Annotated in this window: 23 protein-coding genes; 13 read left to right on the top strand and 10 right to left on the bottom strand. The window is 35.8% G+C overall.

Going from position 1 to position 25021, the window contains the following annotated elements:
* Nucleotides 1–111: 111 nt before the first annotated feature.
* Entirely contained in the window at nt 112–1023 is a 912-nt protein-coding gene (locus BXY64_RS03990) for a proline dehydrogenase family protein (RefSeq protein WP_120238642.1), read from the bottom strand.
* Between the two features lie 260 nt (nt 1024–1283).
* Between BXY64_RS03990 and BXY64_RS04000 the strand changes: the two genes are divergently transcribed.
* Both BXY64_RS04000 and BXY64_RS04005 read left to right on the top strand, forming a co-directional pair.
* The gene (locus BXY64_RS04000) at nt 1284–1871 is read left to right on the top strand and encodes an OmpH family outer membrane protein (protein ID WP_120238644.1); all 588 of its coding nucleotides are present in this window, start codon (nt 1284–1286) and stop codon (nt 1869–1871) included.
* Between the two features lie 239 nt (nt 1872–2110).
* The gene (locus BXY64_RS04005) at nt 2111–3379 is read left to right on the top strand and encodes a glycosyltransferase (protein ID WP_120238645.1); all 1269 of its coding nucleotides are present in this window, start codon (nt 2111–2113) and stop codon (nt 3377–3379) included.
* 498 nt (nt 3380–3877) lie between these two features.
* Here BXY64_RS04005 and BXY64_RS04010 read toward each other — a convergent pair whose 3' ends face one another.
* From BXY64_RS04010 to nhaC, 3 genes are all read right to left on the bottom strand, one after another.
* Entirely contained in the window at nt 3878–4186 is a 309-nt protein-coding gene (locus BXY64_RS04010) for an FtsB family cell division protein (protein ID WP_120238646.1), read from the bottom strand.
* 398 nt (nt 4187–4584) lie between these two features.
* Nucleotides 4585–6216 carry an L-glutamate gamma-semialdehyde dehydrogenase gene (pruA, locus tag BXY64_RS04015; RefSeq protein ID WP_120238647.1) on the bottom strand — a complete coding sequence of 544 codons (1632 nt, stop codon included), beginning with the start codon at nt 6214–6216 and terminating at the stop codon, nt 4585–4587.
* Between the two features lie 251 nt (nt 6217–6467).
* Nucleotides 6468–7907 carry a Na+/H+ antiporter NhaC gene (gene nhaC, locus BXY64_RS04020; RefSeq protein ID WP_120238648.1) on the bottom strand — a complete coding sequence of 480 codons (1440 nt, stop codon included), beginning with the start codon at nt 7905–7907 and terminating at the stop codon, nt 6468–6470.
* Between the two features lie 234 nt (nt 7908–8141).
* Here nhaC and BXY64_RS04025 point away from each other — a divergent pair, with 234 nt between their 5' ends.
* From BXY64_RS04025 to BXY64_RS04035, 3 genes are read left to right on the top strand one after another with little or no spacing between them, the layout of a single operon-like run.
* On the top strand, nt 8142–8930 hold the full coding sequence (locus tag BXY64_RS04025; RefSeq protein ID WP_120238649.1) for a hypothetical protein: 789 nt from the start codon (nt 8142–8144) through the stop codon (nt 8928–8930).
* Nucleotides 8927–10000: a sensor histidine kinase gene (locus BXY64_RS04030; protein WP_120238650.1), complete on the top strand. Its 1074-nt coding sequence runs from the start codon at nt 8927–8929 to the stop codon at nt 9998–10000. The genes BXY64_RS04025 and BXY64_RS04030 overlap by 4 nt, the downstream gene beginning before the upstream one ends.
* The gene (locus tag BXY64_RS04035; protein ID WP_120238651.1) at nt 9981–10691 is read left to right on the top strand and encodes a LytR/AlgR family response regulator transcription factor; all 711 of its coding nucleotides are present in this window, start codon (nt 9981–9983) and stop codon (nt 10689–10691) included. Before BXY64_RS04030 ends, BXY64_RS04035 begins: the two co-directional genes overlap by 20 nt.
* Nucleotides 10692–10801: 110 nt before the next feature.
* On the opposite strand, the gene BXY64_RS04040 is transcribed toward BXY64_RS04035, so the two are convergent.
* From BXY64_RS04040 to BXY64_RS04055, 4 genes are all read right to left on the bottom strand, one after another.
* Entirely contained in the window at nt 10802–10981 is a 180-nt protein-coding gene (locus tag BXY64_RS04040) for a hypothetical protein (RefSeq protein WP_147375885.1), read from the bottom strand.
* Between the two features lie 36 nt (nt 10982–11017).
* Complete coding sequence (gene bioB / locus BXY64_RS04045) at nt 11018–11992, bottom strand: biotin synthase BioB (protein ID WP_120238653.1); 975 nt, start codon at nt 11990–11992, stop codon at nt 11018–11020.
* Between the two features lie 21 nt (nt 11993–12013).
* Nucleotides 12014–12370 (bottom strand): hypothetical protein, encoded by a 357-nt coding sequence (locus tag BXY64_RS04050; protein ID WP_120238654.1) that lies wholly within the window; start codon nt 12368–12370, stop codon nt 12014–12016.
* Nucleotides 12371–12503: 133 nt separating this feature from the next.
* Nucleotides 12504–13793, bottom strand: coding sequence for a type IX secretion system plug protein (locus tag BXY64_RS04055; protein ID WP_120238655.1), 1290 nt, complete (start codon nt 13791–13793; stop codon nt 12504–12506).
* A 206-nt stretch (nt 13794–13999) separates the two neighbouring features.
* Here BXY64_RS04055 and BXY64_RS04060 point away from each other — a divergent pair, with 206 nt between their 5' ends.
* The 7 genes from BXY64_RS04060 to BXY64_RS04090 all read left to right on the top strand — a co-directional run bounded on the left by BXY64_RS04060 (nt 14000) and on the right by BXY64_RS04090 (nt 21000).
* Entirely contained in the window at nt 14000–15355 is a 1356-nt protein-coding gene (locus BXY64_RS04060) for a Na(+)-translocating NADH-quinone reductase subunit A (protein WP_120238656.1), read from the top strand.
* A 21-nt stretch (nt 15356–15376) separates the two neighbouring features.
* The gene (locus BXY64_RS04065; protein ID WP_120238657.1) at nt 15377–16555 is read left to right on the top strand and encodes an NADH:ubiquinone reductase (Na(+)-transporting) subunit B; all 1179 of its coding nucleotides are present in this window, start codon (nt 15377–15379) and stop codon (nt 16553–16555) included.
* Between the two features lie 20 nt (nt 16556–16575).
* A complete protein-coding gene (gene nqrC, locus BXY64_RS04070) occupies nt 16576–17280 on the top strand; it encodes an NADH:ubiquinone reductase (Na(+)-transporting) subunit C (RefSeq protein ID WP_120238658.1) in 705 nt (234 codons plus the stop codon).
* A gap of 7 nt (nt 17281–17287) precedes the next feature.
* Complete coding sequence (locus BXY64_RS04075) at nt 17288–17932, top strand: NADH:ubiquinone reductase (Na(+)-transporting) subunit D (protein ID WP_120238659.1); 645 nt, start codon at nt 17288–17290, stop codon at nt 17930–17932.
* 18 nt (nt 17933–17950) lie between these two features.
* Nucleotides 17951–18568, top strand: coding sequence for an NADH:ubiquinone reductase (Na(+)-transporting) subunit E (gene nqrE, locus BXY64_RS04080; protein WP_120238660.1), 618 nt, complete (start codon nt 17951–17953; stop codon nt 18566–18568).
* Between the two features lie 54 nt (nt 18569–18622).
* Entirely contained in the window at nt 18623–19882 is a 1260-nt protein-coding gene (gene nqrF / locus BXY64_RS04085) for an NADH:ubiquinone reductase (Na(+)-transporting) subunit F (protein WP_120238661.1), read from the top strand.
* 113 nt (nt 19883–19995) lie between these two features.
* Nucleotides 19996–21000, top strand: coding sequence for an FAD:protein FMN transferase (locus BXY64_RS04090; RefSeq protein ID WP_120238662.1), 1005 nt, complete (start codon nt 19996–19998; stop codon nt 20998–21000).
* Between the two features lie 135 nt (nt 21001–21135).
* Here the strand turns inward: BXY64_RS04090 and BXY64_RS21300 are convergent, their stop codons facing one another.
* Entirely contained in the window at nt 21136–21303 is a 168-nt protein-coding gene (locus tag BXY64_RS21300) for a hypothetical protein (RefSeq protein ID WP_170150568.1), read from the bottom strand.
* Nucleotides 21304–21410: 107 nt separating this feature from the next.
* Complete coding sequence (locus BXY64_RS04095) at nt 21411–21656, bottom strand: hypothetical protein (RefSeq protein ID WP_120238663.1); 246 nt, start codon at nt 21654–21656, stop codon at nt 21411–21413.
* 239 nt (nt 21657–21895) lie between these two features.
* Between BXY64_RS04095 and BXY64_RS04100 the strand changes: the two genes are divergently transcribed.
* Nucleotides 21896–24340 (top strand): alpha-ketoacid dehydrogenase subunit alpha/beta, encoded by a 2445-nt coding sequence (locus tag BXY64_RS04100; protein ID WP_211334398.1) that lies wholly within the window; start codon nt 21896–21898, stop codon nt 24338–24340.
* Nucleotides 24341–25021 lie beyond the last annotated feature (681 nt).

Raw genomic sequence — 25021 nt, forward strand, 5'->3', positions numbered from 1 at the left:
ATTGAATTTTAGTTTAGCTATCTTAAGTGAGACAACCAAGAACCTGCTTACACGTATTGAAACAAAAAAAAAGATCACCCTTAGGTGATCTTTTTTTATAACTTGGGCTCATTACCCTCTATTAAATAATGCTTTTATAATCAAGGAAGCCATTTTTGGGTTTTCTTTTAATCTTCGCGTTGAGTATCCAAACCAATCTTTTCCAAAGGGTACATAAACTCTCATGGTATGTCCTTTCTCAACAATTGATTTTCTTAGCTCAGGTGTTACGCCATATAACATCTGGAACTCATACTTATCCTTCGGAACATTGTACTTCTCAATAAGCTTGTATGCACCATCAACCAAAGGTTTGTCGTGAGTTGCAATTCCTGGGTACACGTCATTTTTAAACATGAAATCCAAATCCTTAAGGAAATACTCGTTGATTTCTTCGTACTTTTTGTAAGCAATCTCTTCAGGCTCAACATAGATTCCCTTACACAAGCGGTAGTTTAATTTTGAAACACCGTTTTGCATGTCCATCATGTTGTTCAAATCGTTAAGAGTTCTCTTAAGGTAAGCCTGAACAACAAGTCCTACATTCTTAGGAAATTCTTTCTTTAACCTTCTGAATATGCTGATTTCTTTGTCAACACAAGGAGAATCTTCCATGTCGATTCTCACAAAATTATTGTATTCAGCAGCTTTTGCTACAACAGTTCGGATGTTTTGGTAACAAACTTCCTCGTCAAGCAATAGGCCAAAGAAAGTTGGTTTAACCGAATAGTTACCATCAATCTTGTTGGCTTCAAAGGTTTCGATAATTTCCAGGTAAGCTTCTTTATTTTCGGTAGCTTCATCAAGATTTTTAATGAATTCTCCTAATAAATCAACGGTTACTTTAATTCCCTGATCATTTAATTTCTTCGATTCTCTTACTGCATCAGAGATGGTTTCTCCTGCAATGTATCTTTTCGAGAATATCCAAACCAATTTTTTAGGCATATAGGGTAGGGTTGCCGCTATAAGTTTATTGAACATTGAGTTAAAAATTTAGTGATATACGTTTGATAATTGTAGTTCACAATGTATAGAGTATAAAGTAGAAAAAGAATGATGTTTATCAGCATATCAAAATGTTTGGATATTTGATGATGATTAATGTGTAGGCGATTTTAAAATTGAATGCCAGGAATTTTTTAGTCTACTTATAAAAGTTATATTTGTTAGGCAAAATCAAAAAATGGGAATACCATAATGGTGTTCAAATAAAACTTAGAAAATTTAAATACTAAATACCTATGAAAAATTTATCTGTTGCATTAAATGCTGTGTTAGTTGTTGCTGTTGCAATTCTTTACTTTGTTCAGTTCTCTGGTAAAGGAGAATCGAAAGATGTGAAAACTGTAGCTGGAGAAGGAGCTGTTGTATACATTAACACGGATTCATTACTAAGCAACTATAACTTTTCACGTGATTTGAATGAGAAGTTTTTGAAGAAACAAGAAGATTCGCGTACTGATTTTAACTTTAAAGCTCAGAAATTAGAGAAAGAAGCAGTTGAATTTCAGCGTAAACTTCAAAACAATGGCTTTTTAACTCGCCAAAGAGCAGAAGAAGCTCAGCAAAAATTAATTGCCAAGCAACAAAACTTACAGCAATTAGATCGTGAGTTAAGCGCAGAGTTAATGGGCGAACAACAAGCAAATAGCAAACGTTTATTCGATAGCGTTACCAACTATTTGAAAGAGTACAATGCATCTCATAACTACAGCTTAATTTTAAGCACTACCAAAGGTGGAAACGTATTGTTATCACAAGATGGTTTAGACATTACTAAGGAAGTTATCGATGGCTTAAATGCAAGATATACTACTGAAGCAAAATAATTGAAGATTTATAAAAGTAGAAAGGGCAGATGGCTGATTAGCTATCTGCCCTTTCTTTTGTCTGGAAAAGTCAAAAAGTAGAATAGTTGAAAAGTCCATGATGAAGTAAGGAATTTTAATCCCATTCATTCACTCTTCATTTACTCATTTACTAATTATTTAGTCTTCTCATTCCTTTCGGTGATTTCCCCTTAATCATGAAGTTTTTTATATTTGCGCTTCGTATCTAAAATAGAAATATGGCTTTTGCTGATAAATACCTGAAGAAACAAAGAATGTACCCTGAGTACATTACAACACCGGTTGATGAGAATTTGAATATGATTGTAACAATTCCTTGTTACGATGAACCAGATTTGATTCCAAGTCTGGAAGCATTGTGGAGTTGCGACAGACCCAATGGAGTAGTTGAAGTAATTGTAATTGTAAATTCAGGAGAACAGACTGAGCAGGAAGCATTGGATCAGAATGCAAAAACCATTGCCGATGCTACAGCATGGATGGAAACGCATCAAGATGAGAAACTGAAATTCTTTTTAATTCATCAGCCAAAGCTAAAAAGAAAGTTTGCAGGAGTAGGCTTTGCAAGGAAAATTGCCATGGATGAGGCAGTAGCTCGATTCAATCAAATTGATAAAGCAAACGGAATCATTACTGGTTTCGATGCTGATTCAACTTGTGATGCTAACTATTTGGTAGAAATTGAGAAGCTCTTTAAAAAATATCCTAAAGCCAACGGTGCAAATATATTCTACGAGCACCCATTGGAAGGAGAGGAGTTCGATCAGCAAATTTACGATGCCATTGCTCAGTACGAATTGTACTTGAGATATTACATGCTTGCCATGCGTTATGCGGGACATCCACATGCATACCATACGGTTGGTTCTAGTTTTGCAGTATCTGCTAGTGCATACATCAAGCAAGGAGGAATGAATCGCCGACAGGCTGGTGAGGATTTTTATTTCTTGCAGAAAATTATCCCACTAGGGAAGTTTTACGAGATTAAAACCACACGTGTTATCCCATCGCCAAGGGTATCAGATCGTGTACCATTTGGAACAGGAAAAGCTGTTTCAACTTTTGTTGATGAGGAAATAATCGATTACCAAACCTATAATTACTCAGCCTTTAAAGAACTAAAAGTATTCTTCGATAAGGTGGATGATTTCTTTGGGGTGGATTACGAAACCTATTTGAACGATTTGTTGGTGCAATTGCCAGGTTCTGTTCGTAGTTATTTGAAAGAAGACAATTTCTTCGAAGCATTGGATGAAATCAATAAAAACTGTGCATCGATTGATACCTTCAGAAAGAAATTCTTTGGTGCCTTTAATGCCTTTAAGGTGTTGAAGTACCTGAATAATGTACACGAGCAATTTATTGATGAGGAAAGCATTGTGGTTTGTGCCAAGCAGTTGTTAACCGATTTGGGAATAAATACCAAAGGCATCTATTCAGCCAAAGAGTTGTTGGATATTTACAGAACCTACGAGAAAGAGAATTAATATAAGAACTATGAAATAATATAGAGAAGAGAGTTTAAAAGCTCTCTTTTTTTGATTCTACAAGTCTAATTAGATAAAATAACGGTACGCTGTATCTTTTGTATTTCATATTCAAATTTTCTACAAATATATAGGTGCTCCGTCCCATAGTAATTTAGTTTGTAATATTGAGAAAAGCAGCAGCGCTGCCTAAGATTTATAGTCAGTTAATTTAGACGTTTTTATAGGTGTAGAGCACCGAAACTCTCATTTCTCTTTAAATCATGAATGCTCATGAGCTTTAGTTAGTAGAAAAATAGCTTGTTGAAATAAAGAGTTAAGGTTAAAATCAAAAACTTAGTATACTAAATGTCGAAAACTTACTATAGTATCTTTTGGAAACATACTATAGGTAAAATTGGAAAATACCTATAGTAAGTTTTTGAACAGAAACTTTGGTATAGATTTTCGAAGGTAGAATTGAATTGTTTAGAATAGGGAATTTGGTATTGAGAAGCATTAATCTTCTTCAATAAAAATAAAGATATCCTCATTCTTCTTCTTCATGAGGTATTGCTCACGGGCAAACTTTTCGAGGTTTTCTTTATCGGTTTTTAGCTCGTGAATTCTTTTTTTGTCCTTCTCTATTTTTTCAAGAAAGTAAGCTTTCTCTTTTTCGAGAGCTTCAATATTAGACTCATATTCTTTTCTTTCCCAAATGGAATGCTGATCGCCAAAGAATAACCAAACATAGAAAATCAGGAAAGCAATTACATATTTACTTCTGATTATCTGAGGAATGTATTTTTTAGCGAGTTTAAGAATCATAGGTTTGTCTTTCCGGCTAAATTACAAATAAAGAATAAAAGTAGAAAGGTGAAAAAGTAGAAAATTTGTGTATTAGTAGAGACGTAGCATTGCTATGTCTTTACAGGCAATAACAATAGTGAGATGCAATTCCAATAAAAAAACGACCGAAGAAACTCCGATCGTTTTTATCCAAAATAAATCATGTCATTGGAAGCCGGAGCAAGTCCGGCTTAACTATCCAATATTTTATGAAACAGTTTAAATTTGTTTTTAGAATTTTTTATCGATGATAAATGAAAGATAACAAGGCAAATTTTATGCAAATAGTGGTTCTATTTAAATAGAATTTAACGAAGTTAGGTTTCATCTTTTCATATAAAAAAGCTGAAGGATAAATTTAAAACTGTTTCTCAGTCCTAGTCTTCTTTAAAGTTAGGATACATATAATCTACAGGAGGAACAAATGATTCCTTGATAGTTCTTGGAGAAACCCAACGCAATAGGTTAATCATAGAACCAGCCTTATCATTAGTACCTGATCCTCTACCTCCACCGAATGGCTGCTGACCAACAACAGCACCAGTTGGCTTATCGTTGATATAGAAGTTACCAGCAGTGTGAGTTAAACGCTTCACTAGCTTTTCGATTGCGTAACGACAACCAGCGAAAATAGCACCAGTTAATGCATAAATAGAAGTCTGATCAAGAATATCTAAAGTTTCGTCTACCTTATCATCTTCGTAAACAAAGATTGTAATAATAGGACCGAATAATTCTTCTTCCATTGTAATGTAATCAGCTTTCTTAGCCTGAATTACAGTTGGCTTGATAAAGTAACCTACCGACTTATCATACTCGCCACCAGCAACGATTTCAGCATCAGGAGAAGCCTTAGCATCGTCAATAGCAGATGCTAACTTGTCGAATGTAGTTTCATCGATAACCGCATTGTGGAAGTTTGTGAAATCTTCAGTTCCACCAGTCTTGATCTTAGCAAGATCTTCCTGAACAAATTTCAATACTTCATCCCATTTGCTTGCTGGAATATAAGCACGAGAAGCAGCAGAACATTTCTGTCCTTGATATTCGAAAGCACCACGAGTAATACCTGTTGCAACTTCTTTTGCATCAGCAGTTGGGTGCATGAAAATATAATCTTTACCTCCAGTTTCACCTACGATACGTGGGTACGACTTGTATTTGTGGATGTTGTTACCAATCGTTTTCCAAATGTCCTGGAATACACCAGTTGATCCAGTAAAGTGGATACCAGCAAAATCAGGAGAGTTGAAAATTACGTCAGCAGCAGCAGGACCAGAAACGTATACCAAGTTGATAACGCCATCAGGTACACCAGCTTTTTTGAATATTTCCATTAAAACCTGAGCTGAATAAACAGCAGTTTTAGATGGCTTCCAAACTACAGTGTTACCCATCATTGCAGGAGCAGTTGGAAGGTTACCAGCAATAGCAGTAAAGTTGAATGGAGTTAATGCGAAAATAAATCCTTCTAATGGACGTTGCTCAACGCGGTTCCAAACACCTTTCGATGACATTGGCTGTTGCTTGTAAATTTCAGTCATATACTGAACGTTGAAACGCAAGAAATCAGCAATCTCACAAGCAGAGTCGATCTCAGCCTGGAAAGCATTCTTTGATTGTCCCAACATAGTAGCAGCGTTTAATTTCATACGGTAAGGACCAGAAATTAATTCAGCAGCTTTTAAGAAGATAGATGCGCGATGCTCCCAAGCTAGGTTTTCCCATGCTGGTTTAGCAGCTAATGCAGCATCAATAGCCATTTGTACATGTTCCTTTCCACCTTGGTGGTAGTGTCCCAACACATGTTTGTGATCGTGTGGAGGAGTCATTGCAAACAAGTTGTCTGTTCTTACTTCCTCGTTACCGATATACATAGGTACATCAATCACTTCAGAACGCATTTGTTTAAGTGTAGCTTGCAATTCAGCTCTCTCAGGAGTTCCAGGTGCATATGAGAAAATAGGCTCGTTAGTAGCAGTTGGAACGTTGTATATACCTTTTGGCATGATAATAATTGTTTAAGGGTTAATTTTCTTCATTTTTAAGTCTCTCAACAAATCTAAAAAAAAATCAATTCCTGATTTATGAGTATTATCATGCTTTAAAAATTACATGAAAACATTCAGCTTAAGATGTTCACAAGAATTAGGGTTTTGATGTTAATTTCCAACTTATGATATCAAAAGCCTAACGATTTAATAGTCTAACCTTCTAATCGTCGAACAGTCTATAAGTTTTCCAGATGGCTTAAAATAATTTAGCTTTTAGATATTCTTCTGATCTTTATATTAAGGTAGGCCATGGCAATGGTCACAAAGGGACTGATAATATTAAAAAAGCAGAAAGGTGCGAAAGCTGCTGTGGCTACTCCCAGTGCTCCTGCCTGAGCAGCACCACAAGTGTTCCAAGGCACCAATACCGAAGTAACCGTTCCAGAGTCTTCCAAAGTTCTACTCAAAACTTCAGGTTTTAAATCCTGATCTTGATATGATTTTGCAAACATTCTTCCTGTTACCACTATAGATATATACTGATCGGATGCAGTTAGATTTAAGAATCCACAACTAATAGCAGTAGTGGTTACCAGCGAACCTGTTGAGTGAACCGCCTTCAGCATGGTTTCCGTTATCTTCTTTAATATGCCTGCTGTTTCCAGGATACCACTAAATACCATAGCCGTTAATATCAGCCAAATTGTATTTAGCATTCCTTTCATACCACCAGTTGATAACAGATCTTGTATGTTTTCGTTATCAACCGGAACACTGATATCCGTAAAGATGGATTTCATAACCACATCGTAGCTTGCTTGCACAAATGAGGTGCTATCCGATAATTGATTGATGATTTGTGGTTGAAAGATAATGGCAAATATCCCACCTATTAATGTACCGGCAAATATGGCTGGCAATGCAGGAACCTTTTTGCTGATGATTACAAATAATAATATAGGTACCAAAAACAACCATGGTGTAATGGTGAAGTTTGCTTTAATGGCTGATTGCACTTGTTGAATACTTTCCGGATCGATTTCGCCATGTTTGGTGAATCCTATAATAAGGAATATTACCAGTGTTATTAATATTGATGGTACGGTTGTGTACATCATGTAGCGAATATGAACAAACAAATCGACATTGGCCATGGCAGGAGCCAGGTTGGTGGTATCGGATAAGGGAGAAACTTTATCCCCAAAGTATGCGCCCGAAATAATTGCCCCTGCAACCAAAGCAGGATTAATCTCCATGGCATTTCCAATTCCCAGTAGTGCAACTCCAATGGTGGCAATGGTTGACCATGACGATCCTGATACCACCGAAACGATAGCGCATATTATTACTGATAGCATCAAGAACAGTTTTGGATTCAGGAATTCCAGGCCATAATAGATCATGGCAGGAACGACGCCCGATATCATCCATGTGCCTGCTAAGGAGCCAATCAGTAATAAGATTAACATGGAAGGCATTGCCGTACCGATACTTTTTACAAAACCTTTCTGTAAATCATCCCAACCTTTACCTTGGCGCAAGGCAATAATTCCTCCAATCGCAGCAGCTATCAATAAGGAAAATTGGTTAGCCCCTTCAATGGCTACATCACCAAAAACAATGGCGTTGATACTAAGTAATACAATTAATAATAGTATGGGAATTAAAGCTTCTCCAAGCGAAAGAGATTTGTTGGTTTGGGCCATGAGTTGGGTTTTGGGTTAGTAAGAGCTCATGAACTTACAAAAAATCATGCTGAAATGGAATATAAAACAATAACACTTGTTAAATTTATAATCTGAAACGAAATCGAAATTGTTTTGCTATCTACCGAAATAAGCATGGCAAACATCGAAAGAATTTTAGATTGAAGTATTGATTCCTTTATTTTGATAGTAGATCATGATCAATAGGACAAATGTTTCACTAAAACAATAATCATGAAAACAGAACAGATTAAAAGAATAAAACTTTTTGGAATTTTTATCATTCTTCTTGTGGCTACACAATCTTGTGTGGTGAGTTCATTGCACCCTTTATATACCGATAGCGACCGAGTGCACTTGGATGAATTGGATGGGGTATGGGTCGATGAAGATAAAACCAGATACGAGATTACTACAATTGTGGATACAACAGACATGGCAGATATGCTAGAAAAAATGGAATCTGTCTCCAAATTAAAGCACAAGGTAGGATCGAAATTAAAGGTTAAATACAAACCAAATTCAGGTGTTTCTGTGAATAAAGACTCAATAACAGGTCAGTTAGTTGTTAATGGAGCATTGGATCACAAACAAATTATACATTATTTGTATCCTGATACAAGAAAGCATTATCAGATTAAAATATTCTTCGAAAAAGATACCAGCATTTTTGATGGGGTACTATCTAAATTAAATGGTAATTATTTTTTGGATGTTATACCCAACGATGTCTTCTTGGAAGAAAAACTAGCGGAAAGTCCAGCAATAGGTATGCTTCTTCCTACTCATATGTTTTTTAGAATAGAGGTTAAAGAAGATCAGTTAGTTTTAAATTCAATTGAACCAGATGACTTTAAGAAGCTATTAAAAAGCAATCGTGTTCGCGTTGAGTACATCGAACGCGATGATGATGTTATTATAACTGCACCTACAGAAGATATTCAAAAGTTCCTGATAAAATTTGCTGATTCGAAGATGTTTAACGATCCGGATGAGGCTTTGATTTTGAAAAGAATAAAATGATAGATCGAATTAAAAAAAAGCTAAGTAAGTTAATCCAAAACAGGTTAGTCCACCACTTCCTGTTTTGGACACTTTCATTCTATACGCTGGTTCATTTCTTCGCTTTGCAGGAAGAGGTTTCAAAGATCGATATGGTTTATACAGCACTATTTCATATCAGCTTATTATTTGGGGTATATGTAAATGTGTTGTTACTGATTCCGTATTTATTAAAGAAGGAGAAATACGTATTGCATGCCATTGCTTTTATTGGTTTGTGGCTTGCGGTTGCTTACTTAAATGAATTTACATTCGAACATTTAAGCGATTTCATTGCTCCCGATTATTTCTTTATTTCTTCCTATGAGATAAATGAACTTTTAAAATTCAGTATCGTTTACCTTGGATTAAGCACATTGTTGAAACTTTCGAAATCGTGGTTTAGAGTAATTGAGGCCGAGAAGAAGTTGGTAGAGTTGAAACAAAAACAATCGGAAACCGAATTGTTGGCCTTGAAAACCAATATTCATCCCCATTTCTTATTCAATAACCTGAATTCATTGTACGCTTTGGCCAGAAAAAAATCAGATGAAACACCAAAGTACATTCTTCAACTATCCGACTTAATGCGTTACATGATTTACGAAAGCAACGATGAGTATGTAGAATTGGAAAAGGAGATTAGCTACATCACCAACTACCTGGAATTACAAAAACTGAGGTGCAAAAATAAGACTCGAATTCAGTACATGATTGAAGGGGAACTTGGTGCTCAGAAAATTGCTCCTTTTTTAATGATCCCATTTATTGAGAATAGTTTTAAGCATGGAGGTTTAAATCAGTTGGAACGAGATGTGATTGATTTGAAAATTAGAATTGAAGACGAGCAGTTAGAAATGAATTTACGAAATTCCATTCCAAAACAATCCTCTAAGGAAATTGACCCAATTGGAGGATTTGGGATTGAAAATGTAAAAAGCCGATTGGATTCACTATACCCAAATAAACATGAGTTAAATTTATCGAAACAAGAAGATGAATTTACTGTAGCCCTTAAAATCGACCTAAACCATGAACCAAACCACCAATAAAATATACACTTGCATTATTGTTGAGGATGAGCCTTTATCGCAAGAGATATTGGAATCTTACCTTCAGGATTGTCCTCAATTAAAGCTAAAAGCCATTTGCAATGACGCTTTGGAGGCAAATCAAATCTTACTAAAGGAAGCAATAGATTTGTTGTTTTTGGATATTAACATGCCCAAAATGAACGGAATTGAGTGGTTGAAAAGTTTGGATCAATCACCCAAGGTAATATTTACCACAGCTTACCCCGAGTATGCAGTTGAAGGTTTTGATTTGAATGCTTTGGATTACCTTTTAAAGCCATTCTCTTTTGAGAGATTTTTACGATCGGTAAATAAATTCCTGTCCTTACAGGAGAAGGTAGGAGAGAAGCAAGAAAATCAGGAAGAAACCATTTTGGTAAAATCGAATAAGAAAACCTACTTGTTAAAACCTTCGGAACTGAACTACATTGAATCGGATGGGGATTATTTAAAACTGCACAGGAAGGATGATTGCCTGGTAATTCACGATACCTTAAAACACTTTCAGACCAAGTTGCCATCAAATGACTTTATGCGCATTCATCGCTCGTTTATAATTAATCTTGGAAAAATTGATTATCTGGAAGGAAATCAGGTTTGCATTGCCAAGCAGATGGTACCAATTGCAAATTCATATATCGATCAATTGATGCAGCTTATAAAGAAATAAGTTTTTAAATTTTATTTCAAGGATTAATAAAAGCTCGCTAAAAGTTAAAGATCTTAAAGCGAGCTTATTTTATATTTATCGTATTAACGGACTAAGGAAATTGTAATTACCTAAGTAGGAATGCTTACTTTCGAAGGCGGAATGCCTACTTTCGAAGTCGGAACGCCACTTTCAGAGTCGGAATGCCTACTTTCAAAGTCGGAACTCTTACTTTCAGAATCGGAATGCTTACTTCCGAAGTCGGAACGCTTACTTTCCGAGTCGGAATGCTTACTTTCAAATTCTACCAACTGTTTTTCAATGTGCAACGGTAATAACAAACAATATTACTCCTCCAAAGTTGTCAACTCATGGTATTTTGTAGGAGTCAATCCCAGTTGTCTCAACAAATGCTCATCTTCATTAATGGTCATGTTATCCACAGTAAGCAATTTATCTCCAAAGAAAATTGAATTTGCACCGGCAAGGAAACAAAGTGCTTGTCCTTCCTGACTGTAGTGAGTTCTACCCGCCGCAAAAGCAACAACGGTTTTTGGCATTAAGATACGAGCCGTTGCAATGGCACGAACCATTTCGAAAATTCCAATGGTTTCCTTTCCATAAAAAGGAGTTCCTTCTACTGGCACAAGTGAGTTCAAGGGAACGTTATACGGGTGCTTATCCTGATTTGCCAAAGTGCGAAGCATTTCAATTCGGTCTTCGTCGTTTTCACCCATTCCAAGAATCCCACCAGAACAATATTGAATTCCTGCTTCCTGAAGGTTAGCAAGAGTTTCCAATCTTTCCGAGTAAGTACGTGTAGTTGTAATGTTTGGATAATGTCTCTCCGAAGTATCGATATTGTGATTCACTGCGGTAATACCAAGTTCTGCCAATTTGTGAGCTTTCTCTTTGTTGATCATTCCCATGGTACAACAAACTTCTAAGCCCATTTTTTTTACTTCAGTAATCATTTCAGCAATTTCATCGAAACGATCATCACGGTTTCCATCACGACCAGCCGAGCTAAGGCAAACGCGTTTTACACCATTTTCTTTGGCGAATTTTGCTTCCTCTAAAACTTGCTCTAAGCTTAATTTTTCAGGCTTTACATGGGTATTGTATCTTGCTGATTGTGCACAGTATTTACAATCTTGCGAACATGCTCCGGTACGAACCGAAATCAGAGTATTCATGTTCATTTTCGATGCATCGTGATATTTTCTGTGAATGTTAGCAGCACGATTCACCAAATCAAGCAATGGCAGGTTGTAAATTTCTTTAACTTCTTCGTGAGTCCAGTTGTTTCTAATGTCAGTCATAATAAGATTTTTCTAGTCAATTTAATTTTTAGGATAGGATAATTTTTGAGCAGAAAGAATCTTATTCGACACTAAGCCGGACTCTTTCCCATTGGTGATTTTTCTACTTTCGTTTTGTATCACCAGCATTTCAATAATCTCGGATGTTATTAAATCCGGATCATCTACCTCATTTTTATCCCGCCCGTTTTCTGGTAAAAAACAAAATCCCGAAAAGCCAGATTCTTTCGATGGAACCAATAGGTTGTAACTTGCATTCATGTTGGAAATTTTAATTTCCTGATTCATGCTTGCAAATGCAGCATATGATTTTCTGCTCCATCTTCTGAATACCTGCAAATCTGATTTTTGCTTACCGATTTTTTGTACAGACGTCATAATTATTTGTATTAATTTGAAAAACACAAGATAATGAATCTTGGTATTTCGGAGTCAAAAGTATTATTTTTTTTCTTTTTAGAAGTGTTTCTACAACATGTTGGTAGAGACCTTGCATGCAACATCTTTACGATTAGAATCTGGCAGTGGATTTAATGGTTTTGTATCCAATCAGCATATCGTAATTCAATGCAATATCATGATAATAAACATAGATCACATAGTCGTTTTCGGTTTCCCAATGGTTTCCTTCTATATATCCGGTGTCAGGAATTTTGGTGTTGTGATCAAGTAGTGCAAATTGATAATTGTAATATCCTTGTTTCATGAATATTTTTGAGACGTAAGCTCCCTTGTCGAAATCATAGTGCATTTTGTTTCGCTTGTTGCATTGCCAGTTGTTGAAATTGCCATGCACATAAAAGTCTCCATGCTTTAATTCATTGTCCATTGGCAGTGTAAATGTGATGTAAGCGTAATCAGCTTCTGTTTCCGGGATATCACGTTCTTGCACTTCTACCAGGTAATTGCCATTGATATCTTGTTCGAAAATGTATTGCTTAAAATGGCGATTGTTTCCTGGCGACAGCAATACCGATGTAGTATCGTTTTCTCTTGTGATTTCTCGAATAAATCTGGTTTGATACCTCATGCTTTTTAAGTCGAAATTGCGGAACTCGTTTCCTCCCGGAAATATATTTTCATCTTCGTAATCGAATACCAATTCATTTTTGCGGATGAAAATTGGCTTTAATCTTTTTTCAGTTCCATCAAGGCGATTGTTTTGTGTAAGGATAACATTCAGATCGAGTTGAGGGTTGTCAATTTTAAAATTGGGATGAAAAATACTAAAATCAACTTCCTGGTGGGATTCTCTTTTTTCAATAGAAACAGGATGTTTTACAATTCCTTTGATTTCTACTTTCGAATCCAAAACCATAAAGCGTTGTCGAATAACTACTTTTTCAGGATCGAAATCTTCAAATACTTCAATAATGTAATTGCCAGATAATTTTAGGCTGATGTCATCGTTTGGAATTTTCAGACTATAATGAATGTAATGCACATTGGTATTAAAAGAGTGCTCGTAATCCGTAATCTGATTTTCAGAGAAACCATCTAAAAAATCAAATTCACTTAGCTCTGAATTGTGCCAATTTTTATCACAATGTATAATTCTATAAGAGTAATCTTGAATATTTTCTTTAATTTCGTCAAAGGAAAAAAGGAGCTGATTATCTCCTTTAAGTTCGATTATCGGTGGGGCAAGTTCCCATCCCCTTGGAAAAATTTGAACAGTATGAATGCTACTTTTCTTGATTTCATTGCGATATGTTAGATCAAAATCAGATCCAAAAGCATAGTAAGTTGTTGAAATTGAAATCAAATTGAAGATGAATAATATAAGGAAAATTTTACGCATATTGATATGTATATATATTGGTTAAAAATAAACCAAAAACTTAAAAAATAAGAAATTGCTTTATATATTTGTGTGCGAATTTTTTAGATGTATTACAAAACATGTACTCAATCGTTTTAGAACACATGCTCGCACTTGGTTCTATTATGAAATAGAGTATTATTTAGTTATTTTTGACGCAAATTAATAAAATCAAATAGTTTAACATGTCTGAAGTTAAAAAGATCAAAAAAGGCTTAGATATTAAGCTGATAGGAAAGGCTGAAAAAGTACTTGAGAAAGCTGATCGTTCTGAGACATACGCAATTAAACCTACCGATTTTCCTGGATTAACACCAAAATTAAAAGTTAAGGTTGATGCTGAAGTAAAGGCCGGAAGTCCTTTGTTCTTCGATAAGTATAGCCCTGAAATTAATTTTGCTTCTCCAGTTAGTGGTAAGGTAATTGCCGTAAATAGAGGAGAACGAAGAAAGATTTTAGAAGTAGTTGTTCAAGCCGACGCAGAAATCCAATACGAAGAGTTTAAAAAAGCTGATCCGAATGGTCTTTCGCGCGAAGAGGTTAAAGAAGAGTTACTTAAAAGTGGTCTTTGGGCCTTTATTCGTCAACGTCCATACGATGTAATTGCGAAACCAGAGGATACGCCAAAAGCAATTTTCGTTTCTGCTTTCGATTCAGCACCATTGGCTGCCGATGTTGATTTCCTTGTAGAGGGAGAAGCTGAAGCATTCCAAGCAGGTATTGACGCTCTTGCAAAATTAACCGACGGAAAGGTTCATTTGAACATTAATCCGAACTTGAATCAGGCAAAAATGTTTTCAGAAGTAAAAAATGCTACTGTAAACAAATTTGCAGGAGTTCACCCCGCAGGTAATGTAGGTGTGCAAATTCACCACATCGATCCGATTAATAAAGGAGAAACTGCTTGGGTGGTTCGTCCACAAGAGGTTGTTTTTATTGGTCGTTTGTTCCAAAAAGGGATTTACGATGTAAGTCGTAAAATCGCACTTTGTGGTTCGGAAGTTAAAACTCCATGTTATTTCGAAACCATTACAGGAGCTTCAGTTAGAAACATTTTAAAAGGAAAACTGAAGGATGATGAGAAGATTAGAGTAGTTTCAGGAAACGTATTAACTGGTAAGCATATTCCAGAAGATGGGTTCATTGGAATGTATGATTCTCAAATTACAGTTATTCCTGAAGGAGATAAATTTGAATTCTTAGGATGGGCTATGCCAGGACTAAGCAAATTCTCAATGTCGAAATCCTTCTTCTCTTGGTTAACTCCAAATAAAAAATATCGTTTGGATGCTAACTTAAATGGAGAGCACCGTGCTTACGTTGTTTCCGGAGAGTATGAGAAAGTTCTTCCTATGGATGTATTGCCTGTTCACCTAATCAAATCAATTTTGGTTGAAGATATCGATCAAATGGAACAGTTAGGTATTTATGAAGTAGCACCAGAAGATTTCGCTTTATGTGAATTCGTATGTACTTCAAAAATTGATGTTCAGGATATCGTACGTCAGGGAATTGATCTGATGATTAAAGAAATGAGCTAAAAAAACGGATAATAATATACAATGAAAGCACTTAGAAAATTTCTTGATAAAAAGAAACCTTTATTTGAAAAAGGGGGCAAGTTTGCGAAGTTGCAGTCTACTTTCGACGCTTTTGACACTTTCCTATTTGTTCCTGATCATACCTCCAAAACGGGTACACACATCAAGGATGCTATCGATTTGAAGCGTACTATGTCTGTGGTTGTTATGGCTTTAATCCCTTCGTTGTTGTTCGGTATGTACAACATCGGTTATCAGCATTTCTTATCAGTAGGCGAAACTGCGCCATTGATGGATATGTTTGTTTATGGATTAATCAAAGTATTACCAATAGTTGTAGTTTCATACGTAGTTGGTTTGGGTATTGAGTTTGCCTTTGCGCAAATGAGAGGACATGCAGTAAACGAGGGTTTCCTTGTTTCGGGTATGTTAATTCCTTTGGTTATGCCAGTTGAGGCTCCACTTTGGATGGTAGCTGTATCAACTGCTTTTGCGGTTGTTATTGGTAAAGAAGTATTCGGCGGAACCGGAATGAATATCTGGAATCCTGCCTTGATTGCACGTGCATTCTTCTTCTTTGCTTACCCGTCAAAAATGTCGGGCGATGCGGTTTGGATTGCAGAAAAAGCAGATACTTTTTCAGGAGCGACACCATTGGCTGATGCAGCAGCATTAGTTGATGCAACACCTGCTCAAGCTGAAAGCTTAATGTCTGGAGCATTATCTCAAACTTGGGATATGTTTATTGGTTTGATACCAGGATCAATTGGTGAAACATCTACTCTTGCGATATTGATTGGTGCAGTTATTTTGATTGCTACAGGTATCGGAAGTTGGAGAATCATGTTGTCGGTATTCGTTGGTGGTTATGCAATGGGAGCTATCTTCAACTTGATTGGTGCTAACCCATATATGGAATTGATTCCTGCATGGCAGCATTTAATCATGGGTGGATTTGCATTTGGTGCTGTATTTATGGCAACAGATCCTGTTTCGGCAACTCAAACTACACGTGGTAAGTACATTTATGGTTTCTTAATTGGATTCCTTGCAGTATTGATTCGTGTTATGAATGCTGGTTTCCCAGAAGCTATGATGTTGGCAATTCTTTTCATGAATACATTTGCGCCATTGATCGACCACTATGTTGTTCAAGGCAATGTGAAGAGAAGATTGAAACGAGTTAAGGTGAAAGCTTAATCAAATAATCAAAGTAAGACATGAATACGAATAGTAATACATATACTTTCCTTTATGCTTCTGTAATGGTGTTGATTGTTGCTGCAGTTCTTTCTTTTACTGCTTTACAACTAAAACCTCGTCAGAACAAAAATAGGGAAATTGAGAAAAAGCAAGACATCCTAAAAGCTGTGGGTGTTACTTCTACTCCTGCCGATGCTGAAAAGTTGTATGATCAATATATCGTTAAAGCTTTTACCGTTAGTGCAGAAGGTAATGTGAAGTCAGAAGATAAAGAAGAAGCCTTTAAAGTTGATTTGAAAAAAGAGGGTAGTAAAGATCTTAATGAAAGAAATTTACCTGTTTTTGTTTTCAACAAAGAAGGCGTTGGTGAAAAAATGATTTTACCAGTAAGAGGTAAAGGAATGTGGGGACCAATCTGGGGATACATTTCAATGGAAAAAGATGGGAATACCATTTTTGGAGCAACTTTTGCTCACAAGGGTGAGACACCAGGTTTGGGAGCAGAAATTGCTACTCCTGCTTTTCAAGATCAGTTTGTTGGAAAACAAATTTTCGATAAGAGTGGAAAGTTTACTTCTATCATTTTGGTAAAAGGTACCGCAAAGGGTAATCCTCACCAGTTTGATGCAGTATCGGGTGGTACTGTTACTTCTAAAGGTTTTGAAGCGATGCTTCTTGATAACCTTGGCAGTTATGAAAAGTTTTTAAAATCTTCAAAATAAGGACGAGATGAGCGATAAAGAACCATTATTCTCGGCTAAAAACCGAAAATTGCTTACCAATCCATTGGGAAGCGATAACCCGATTACCGTGCAGGTTTTGGGTATTTGTTCGGCCTTGGCAGTAACTGCAAAATTGGAACCAGCTATTGTTCTTTCCATTTCAGTTATGGCTGTATTGGCACTTGCTAATGTTATAGTTTCATTACTTAGAAATACGATTCCATCAAGAATTAGAATTATTGTACAATTGGTTGTGGTTGCCGCATTGGTAATCCTTGTTGACCAGATATTGAAAGCATTTGCTTACGATGTAAGTAAACAGCTATCGGTATTCGTTGGTTTGATTATTACTAACTGTATTATCATGGGACGTTTAGAGGCATTTGCTCTGGGTAACAGACCATGGCCAGCATTCCTTGACGGAATTGGAAACGCTGCCGGTTACGGTCTTATTCTTGTTGTTGTTGCCTTTTTCCGTGAATTGTTAGGATCAGGAACTCTTTATGGATTCCATGTTATTCCACAGGCAGTTTACGATATGGGATATGAAAACAACGGATTAATGATTCTACCTCCAATGGCATTGGTAGTTGTAGGTATCATTATTTGGGTACAAAGATCTAAGGATAAGTCCTTAATTGAGTCGAACTAATCTAAAGAAAATCGAAACATGGAAAATCTGATTAATATATTTATCAAGTCGATTTTTATCGACAACATGGTATTCGCATTCTTCTTTGGAATGTGTTCATACCTTGCGGTATCAAAAACCGTAAAAACTTCTATGGGATTAGGTTTGGCAGTAGTATTCGTATTGGGTATTACAGTTCCTGTGAACTACTTGCTAGACAAATACATTTTGGCAGAAGGAGCATTAGTTTGGCTAGATCCTTCCATGGCAGATGTTGATTTAAGCTTCTTAAGCTTTATCATGTTTATTGCTGTAATTGCTTCTATGGTACAGTTGGTGGAGATGATTGTTGAAAAATTTGCACCAGCACTTTATTCTTCATTAGGTATTTTCTTGCCATTGATTGCTGTAAACTGTGCAATTTTAGGTGGATCCTTATTTATGCAAGAAAGAGGATACAACTCAATTGCTGAAGTAACATCTTTCGGATTAGGATCTGGAATTGGATGGTTACTTGCGATTGTAGGTATTGCAGCAATTCGTGAAAAAATCCGTTACTCAAATGTTCCTGCTCCACTTAGAGGGTTAGGTATTACATTTATTGTAACAGGATTAATGGGAATTGCTTTTATGAGCTTCATGGGTATCAAACTCTAAGCTGATAACAGAATAAAGTAAATTGAATTTTCAAAAAATTTAATCGGAATAGAGATGATATTATTAACAACACAGGGAACAGTAATTGCCACAAGTATAGCAGTATTCTTGCTTGTCATACTGGTACTGGTTTCTATCCTATTGTACGCTAAAAAGAAGCTTACTCCATCAGGAGAAGTTACAATTGATATTAACGAAGGAGACCAAAAATTGGTTGTTGAGCCAGGTAATACCCTTTTGGGTACATTGGGTAATGCTAAAATTTTCTTGCCATCTGCTTGTGGTGGTGGTGGAACTTGCGCAATGTGTAAGTGTCAGGTACACTCAGGTGCTGGATCAATTTTACCAACAGAAACAGGATACTTTACTCGTAAAGAAGCTCAAAACGATTGGCGTTTGGCTTGTCAGGTAAAGGTAAAAGAGGACATGACTATGTCTATACCTCAGGAAATTATGGGAATTAAGAAATGGGAGTGTGAAGTGGTTTCGAACCACAATGTTGCGACTTTCATTAAAGAATTTGTTGTAAAACTTCCTGAAGGAGAAATTCTTGACTTCAAATCAGGTGGATACATTCAGATTGATGTGCCTAAGATTGATGTTGATTTCAAGGATATGATTATTGAAGATGAGTACAAAGCTGATTGGGATCAGTTTAAGTTGTGGGATCTTACAATGAAGAATCCGGAACCAACTTACCGTGCATATTCAATGGCTAACCATCCTGCAGAAGGTAACATCGTGATGTTGAACATTCGTATTGCGACTCCACCTTGGGACAGAGTAAATAACACATGGATGAAAGTTAATCCAGGTATTTGTTCTTCTTTCATCTTCTCGCGCAAGCCTGGTGATAAAGTAACTGTATCAGGTCCTTATGGTGAATTCTTTATTAAAGAAACCAACAACGAAATGATGTTTATTGGTGGTGGTGCTGGTATGGCTCCAATGCGTTCTCACATCTTCCACTTGTTCCACACAGTGAAAACTGGTCGTAAGGCTACTTTCTGGTATGGAGCTCGTTCATTAAAAGAGGTGTTCTACGCAGAGCAATTTGATGCTATCGCTAAAGATTTTCCTAATTTCGAATGGCACTTGGCGCTTTCTGAGCCACTACCAGAAGATAATTGGGAAGGACCAACTGGATTTATTCACCAGGTAATTTACGATAACTACCTAAGCAAACACGATGAGCCGGAAGATATCGAATACTACTTGTGTGGACCTCCAATGATGAACTCAGCTGTTACAAACATGCTGTATGAATTAGGAGTACCAGACGAAATGGTTGAATTTGACGATTTCGGATCGTAACAATATAAAACAAGCCTCGATTTATCGGGGCTTGTTTGTTTTATGGACTCTGTGTAATTTCGTGTTTTTAGAATGGTAAATTCTTACTCATTCATCAATTATAATTTAATATCATGAACAAGTTAAAGTATATAAGTCTTTTTCTGCTAATTATTGCATTTGGTGCATGCAAACAGGAATCAAAATATCATTTCAATGAGGGGAAAGTATTTGGAACCTTTTATCACATGGTATATCAATATCCAAATAAAGAAGGATTACAGACCGAAATTCTTCAAAAATTAAAAGAATTTGACTTCTCGTTATCTACTTACAATCCTGAATCTGTAATTTCAAAAGTGAATGAAAATGATTCAACGGTTGCTTTGGATAATTACTTTACAACTTGTTTTAAAACCAGTGAACAAATTGCCAAGATTACAGACGGCGCTTTTGATTGGACGGTTGCACCGCTGGTTAATGCGTGGGGATTTGGTTTTAAAAATAAGCTCGAACCAGAAGAAATCCCAGTTGATAGTTTGTTACAAGTGGTAGGATATCAAAAAGTGAGATTGGAGGCTGGAAAAGTGATTAAAGAAGATCCTAGAATCATGTTTGATGCCAGTGCCATTGCTAAAGGGTATGGAGTTGATGTTGTAGCAGATTTTTTAGAATCAAAAGGAATTACCAATTATATGGTTGAAATTGGAGGTGAAATAAGAGTCAAAGGAAATAGCAATAAAAATAGACCTTGGCGTGTAGGAATTGATAAACCTATTGATGACCCTACAAGTTTATCCCGACAAATTCAGGATGTATTGGAACTGAAAAATGGAGCCATGGCCACCTCTGGAAATTACCGACAATTCTATGTGAAAGATGGTAAGAAATATGCACATACAATTGATCCACGATTGGGATATCCAGTACAACACAGTTTACTTTCTGCATCGGTGGTTGCTCCAACTTGTATGAAGGCTGATGCATATGCAACTGCATTTATGGTGTTGGGTTTGGAAAAGAGTGTTGAAATCGTTCAAAATGATCCTGAATTGGATGCCTATTTTATCTATACCGATAAGGAAGGTGCACTAACCACTTTCACAAGTGAAAATTTAAAGGCACAAATTCTGAAATAAGACTTGTGTTGAGGAGTTGTATTTTTCTATTGATCCAAATCTTATAAATAAGTTATCGGTTTTCTGATTAAAGTGTTTGAAAAGTAGTTGTTATGAAATAATACAAACAGAATAAAACGGAAAACCGATAACCAATTAATTCGTTTCACAGGTATCTGCTTCATCATCGTTGCAAGCGCAAGAGCTGCAACCTCCACCTGTAAACTTGGCATTTTTATCAAACAGGAGTTTAATACCAAATCCAATAAATGCCAAAAAAAGCAAAAATACTGCGAGTAATAATATCTTTAGAAACATAGCCATTTTGATCTTTACATTTTATTAAAGATACGTTTAATGGAATTGTGTTGTTTTACAAAAATTAAAATTTTAGTCTTTTTTAACTTTTAGGATATTAAAGCAGAATTGAATTACAAACTTTCCAGTTCTTTATCAAGAAGAGTTAACTTCTTAAATACTTTAGCATTTTTAGCCTTTTCCTGCTCCATTTTGTGTTGTGACGTGGCACAACTAATTCCTCTTTTCTTCAGCTCTTCATTCCTTCCGATATGTAATTCAGGGAATCTACCATTCTTTTTAATCAAGATTGAAATGGCAAACCCAACAAATCCAATTGCCAGAATAACAGCAGTTATAAGTATAACCTTTATAATCATTTCGATAATTCTTAATAAATTAAAGGCAAAGATATCATTTCAGTATTTCTCGACCAAATTAAACAAGAATAAAAGGTCTGAAATACTTGGAGTAATCTTTCTTATTTAGAATAATTCTTTCTAAATTTGATTTTAGAAAAATCAGAAGAATTCTGTTAAATAAACACATAAACACACTAACATACTATGGATTTTGAAATAAGGGGGAAATTATTTCGAATTCAGAAAATTGAAATAATATGTCAGAAACATTAAGAGAAAACATGGAAGCTAAAGATGATAATTTATCATACGAAGATTTTACTTCCGAAGTTCTTGAAGATTATCGCATAGCAAATATAAGCCGTCAGTTAAGTATTTTAGGTCGCAAGGAAGTTTTAACTGGTAAGGCCAAATTTGGAATATTTGGTGATGGAAAAGAGATTGCCCAGATTGCAATGGCAAAATCATTTAAAAAAGGTGATTGGCGATCTGGATATTATAGAGATCAAACTTTTATGCTGGCTGCAGGTATGCTTACACCAGAAGAGTTTTTTGCCCAATTGTTTGGCGAAACTCAATTGGATAAAAATCCTGCAAATGGTGGGCGTTTAATGAATAATCATTATGCATCAAGAAGTTTGAATAAGGATGGTTCCTGGAAGAATCTTACCGAACAAAAAAACTCTTCAGCAGATATTTCACCAACAGCTGGACAAATGCCTAGATTACTGGGATTGGCTTATGCTTCAAAGTTATTTAGAGAGAATAACGAGTTGCATCAGTTCACTAACTTTTCTGTGAAAGGTAATGAAGTAGCTTTTGGTACAATTGGAGACTCAAGTACATCCGAAGGACATTTTTGGGAAACTATCAATGCTGCAGGAGTACTAAAAGTACCGATGGCAATGAGTGTTTGGGATGATGGTTGGGGGATTTCAGTTCCTAATAAATATCAAACTACCAAGCAAAATATATCGGAAGTATTAAAGGGCTTTGAACAAGATGAGAATGGTGATGGATATTTAATATACAAGGCTAAAGGTTGGGATTACCCTGCTTTGTGTAAAATGTATGCTGAAGGAGTTGAGCTTTGCAGACGCGATCATGTTCCGGTGCTTTTCCATGTAATCGAAATGACTCAACCTTTAGGACATTCAACTTCAGGGTCTCATGAAAGATATAAATCTAAAGAAAGGTTAGAATGGGAATCCGATTTTGATCCAATCAAAAAAATGAGAGAGTGGATACTTTCAATGGAAATAATTGAGAGTGGAAAGTTAGATGAGATAGAAAAAGAAGCGATTGATGTTGTTAAGAAAGCCCGTCAAATAGCATGGAAAAGCTTTACGGATCCAATCAAGAAAGAGCGAGATGAACTGATTACTCTTGTAGAAAATGCAGGATGTAATTGTAAGAAGACAGATCGAATTAATAGGATCACTTCGGGATTAAAGAAAGTAATCCATCCTGTTCGTAAGGACAATGTGAGTGCTGCTAAAAAGATTTTAAGACATATCTGTTCAACCTGTGAAAGCTTTAAGCCTTTGAAATCTCAGTTGCAGGTTTGGCTGAAAAGTACTATTGATGAAAATCATGAAAGATACAGTAGCCACTTGTATAGTGAAACAGAGTTAAAAGTTAGCAATATAAAACCGGTTGCACCTATTTATAATGAGAACTCGAAAACGGTAAATGGGAGAGAAGTTCTGCGTGATAATTTTGAGAAATTATTTATGAAATATCCTCTGCTACTAACATTTGGGGAGGACACCGGTTTTATTGGAGGCGTGAACCAAAGTTTGGAAGGAATGCAAGAGAAGTTTGGAGAACTTCGTGTTACTGATACTGGAATTCGTGAAGCCACTATTCTTGGACAAGGAATCGGGCTTGCTTTACGAGGATTAAGACCGATTGCTGAAGTTCAGTATTTCGACTATTTGCTTTATGCGTTACAAACTATGAGTGATGATTTGGCAACCATGCAATACAGAACTAAAGGAGGACAGAAATCTCCTGTTATCATTCGTACTAGAGGTCATAGATTGGAAGGTATTTGGCATTCAGGTTCTCCTTTGAGTATGGTCATTAACTCAATTCGTGGGGTTCATGTTTGCGTGCCTAGAAATATGACAGTTGCTGCAGGATTGTATAATTCACTTTTAGAATCAGATGAACCAGCTTTGGTTATTGAACCTTTAAATGGTTATCGATTAAAAGAAAAAATGCCAGAGAATTTGGGAGAATTTAAGACCGCATTAGGAGTGCCGGAGGTTTTAAATGAAGGTAATGATATTACTTTGGTCACCTATGGTTCATGTGTTAGAATTGCAGAAGACGCAGTGAAACAACTGAAAGATTTTAACATCTCGGTAGAACTAATTGACGTGCAAACATTATTGCCTTTTGATGTGAATCAAAGAATTTTAGAATCGGTAAAGAAAACCAATCGAATTGTATTTTTCGATGAGGATGTGCCAGGTGGAGCGACTGCATTTATGATGCAGAAAGTACTGGAAGATCAGAAAGCTTATTTCTATTTGGATTCTGAACCAAGAACCATTACAGCAAAAGATCATCGACCTGCCTACGGGACGGATGGAGATTACTTCTCTAATCCTAACGCAGAAGATGTTTTTGAAGTAATTTATGATATCATGAGAGAATCAAACCCAGGTAAATTTCCTTCGATTTACACAGAATAGTAATTTTATTATATTGATAATGAATCCACAGACAGAAAAGTTTGTGGATTTTTTTTACGTTTCGTTTCACCCCTTTTTGGAATTAAACTGTCTTATATATGATTGAGGGAACTTTTTAGTAGGTTTTTCTCAATTGGCTTTTTAGTGAGTAGTAGTTGGATGCAATGTGGTAATTCTTCCAAATGATACAAACAATTAAGCAAAATATACTTGTATAAGCAATCACTTCCTTTTAAAGTGATTGCTTTTTTTGTTTATGCACTTAGTTAAAAATATAAATTTTAAAAAAAATAAAATTCTTGTCACCCCTTTTTAATATTCCCCTGTTTTAGTATTGTTCATGACAAGAAATAGGGGTCTTGTTGCGAATAACTTTTTAGTTCGTATGTGCCTTAAGTAAAGTAATGGTAATGATATGAATGGGCACAATTCTAAAGGGCTATATTATATAGCATTTAAACGATCATTCTTAGGGGGAATGATCGTTTTTTTTATTTGATATTTAGATGAATAGGTGTGAAAAACACCAAAAATATTTCCAAAAACGTTAAAGTTTGTTAAAAAAGCAAAGAAATACAGACGAAAAGTAACCCTTTTTGATGTTTTAATCGTCTATATAAGTGAAAACTTTTAGTTAGTGTTGATTTGATTCATTGTGGTTAGTGGTTAATTGTCGATAAG

Origin of the sequence: Marinifilum flexuosum (assembly GCF_003610555.1) — a bacterium.
Lineage (GTDB): Bacteria > Bacteroidota > Bacteroidia > Bacteroidales > Marinifilaceae > Marinifilum > Marinifilum flexuosum.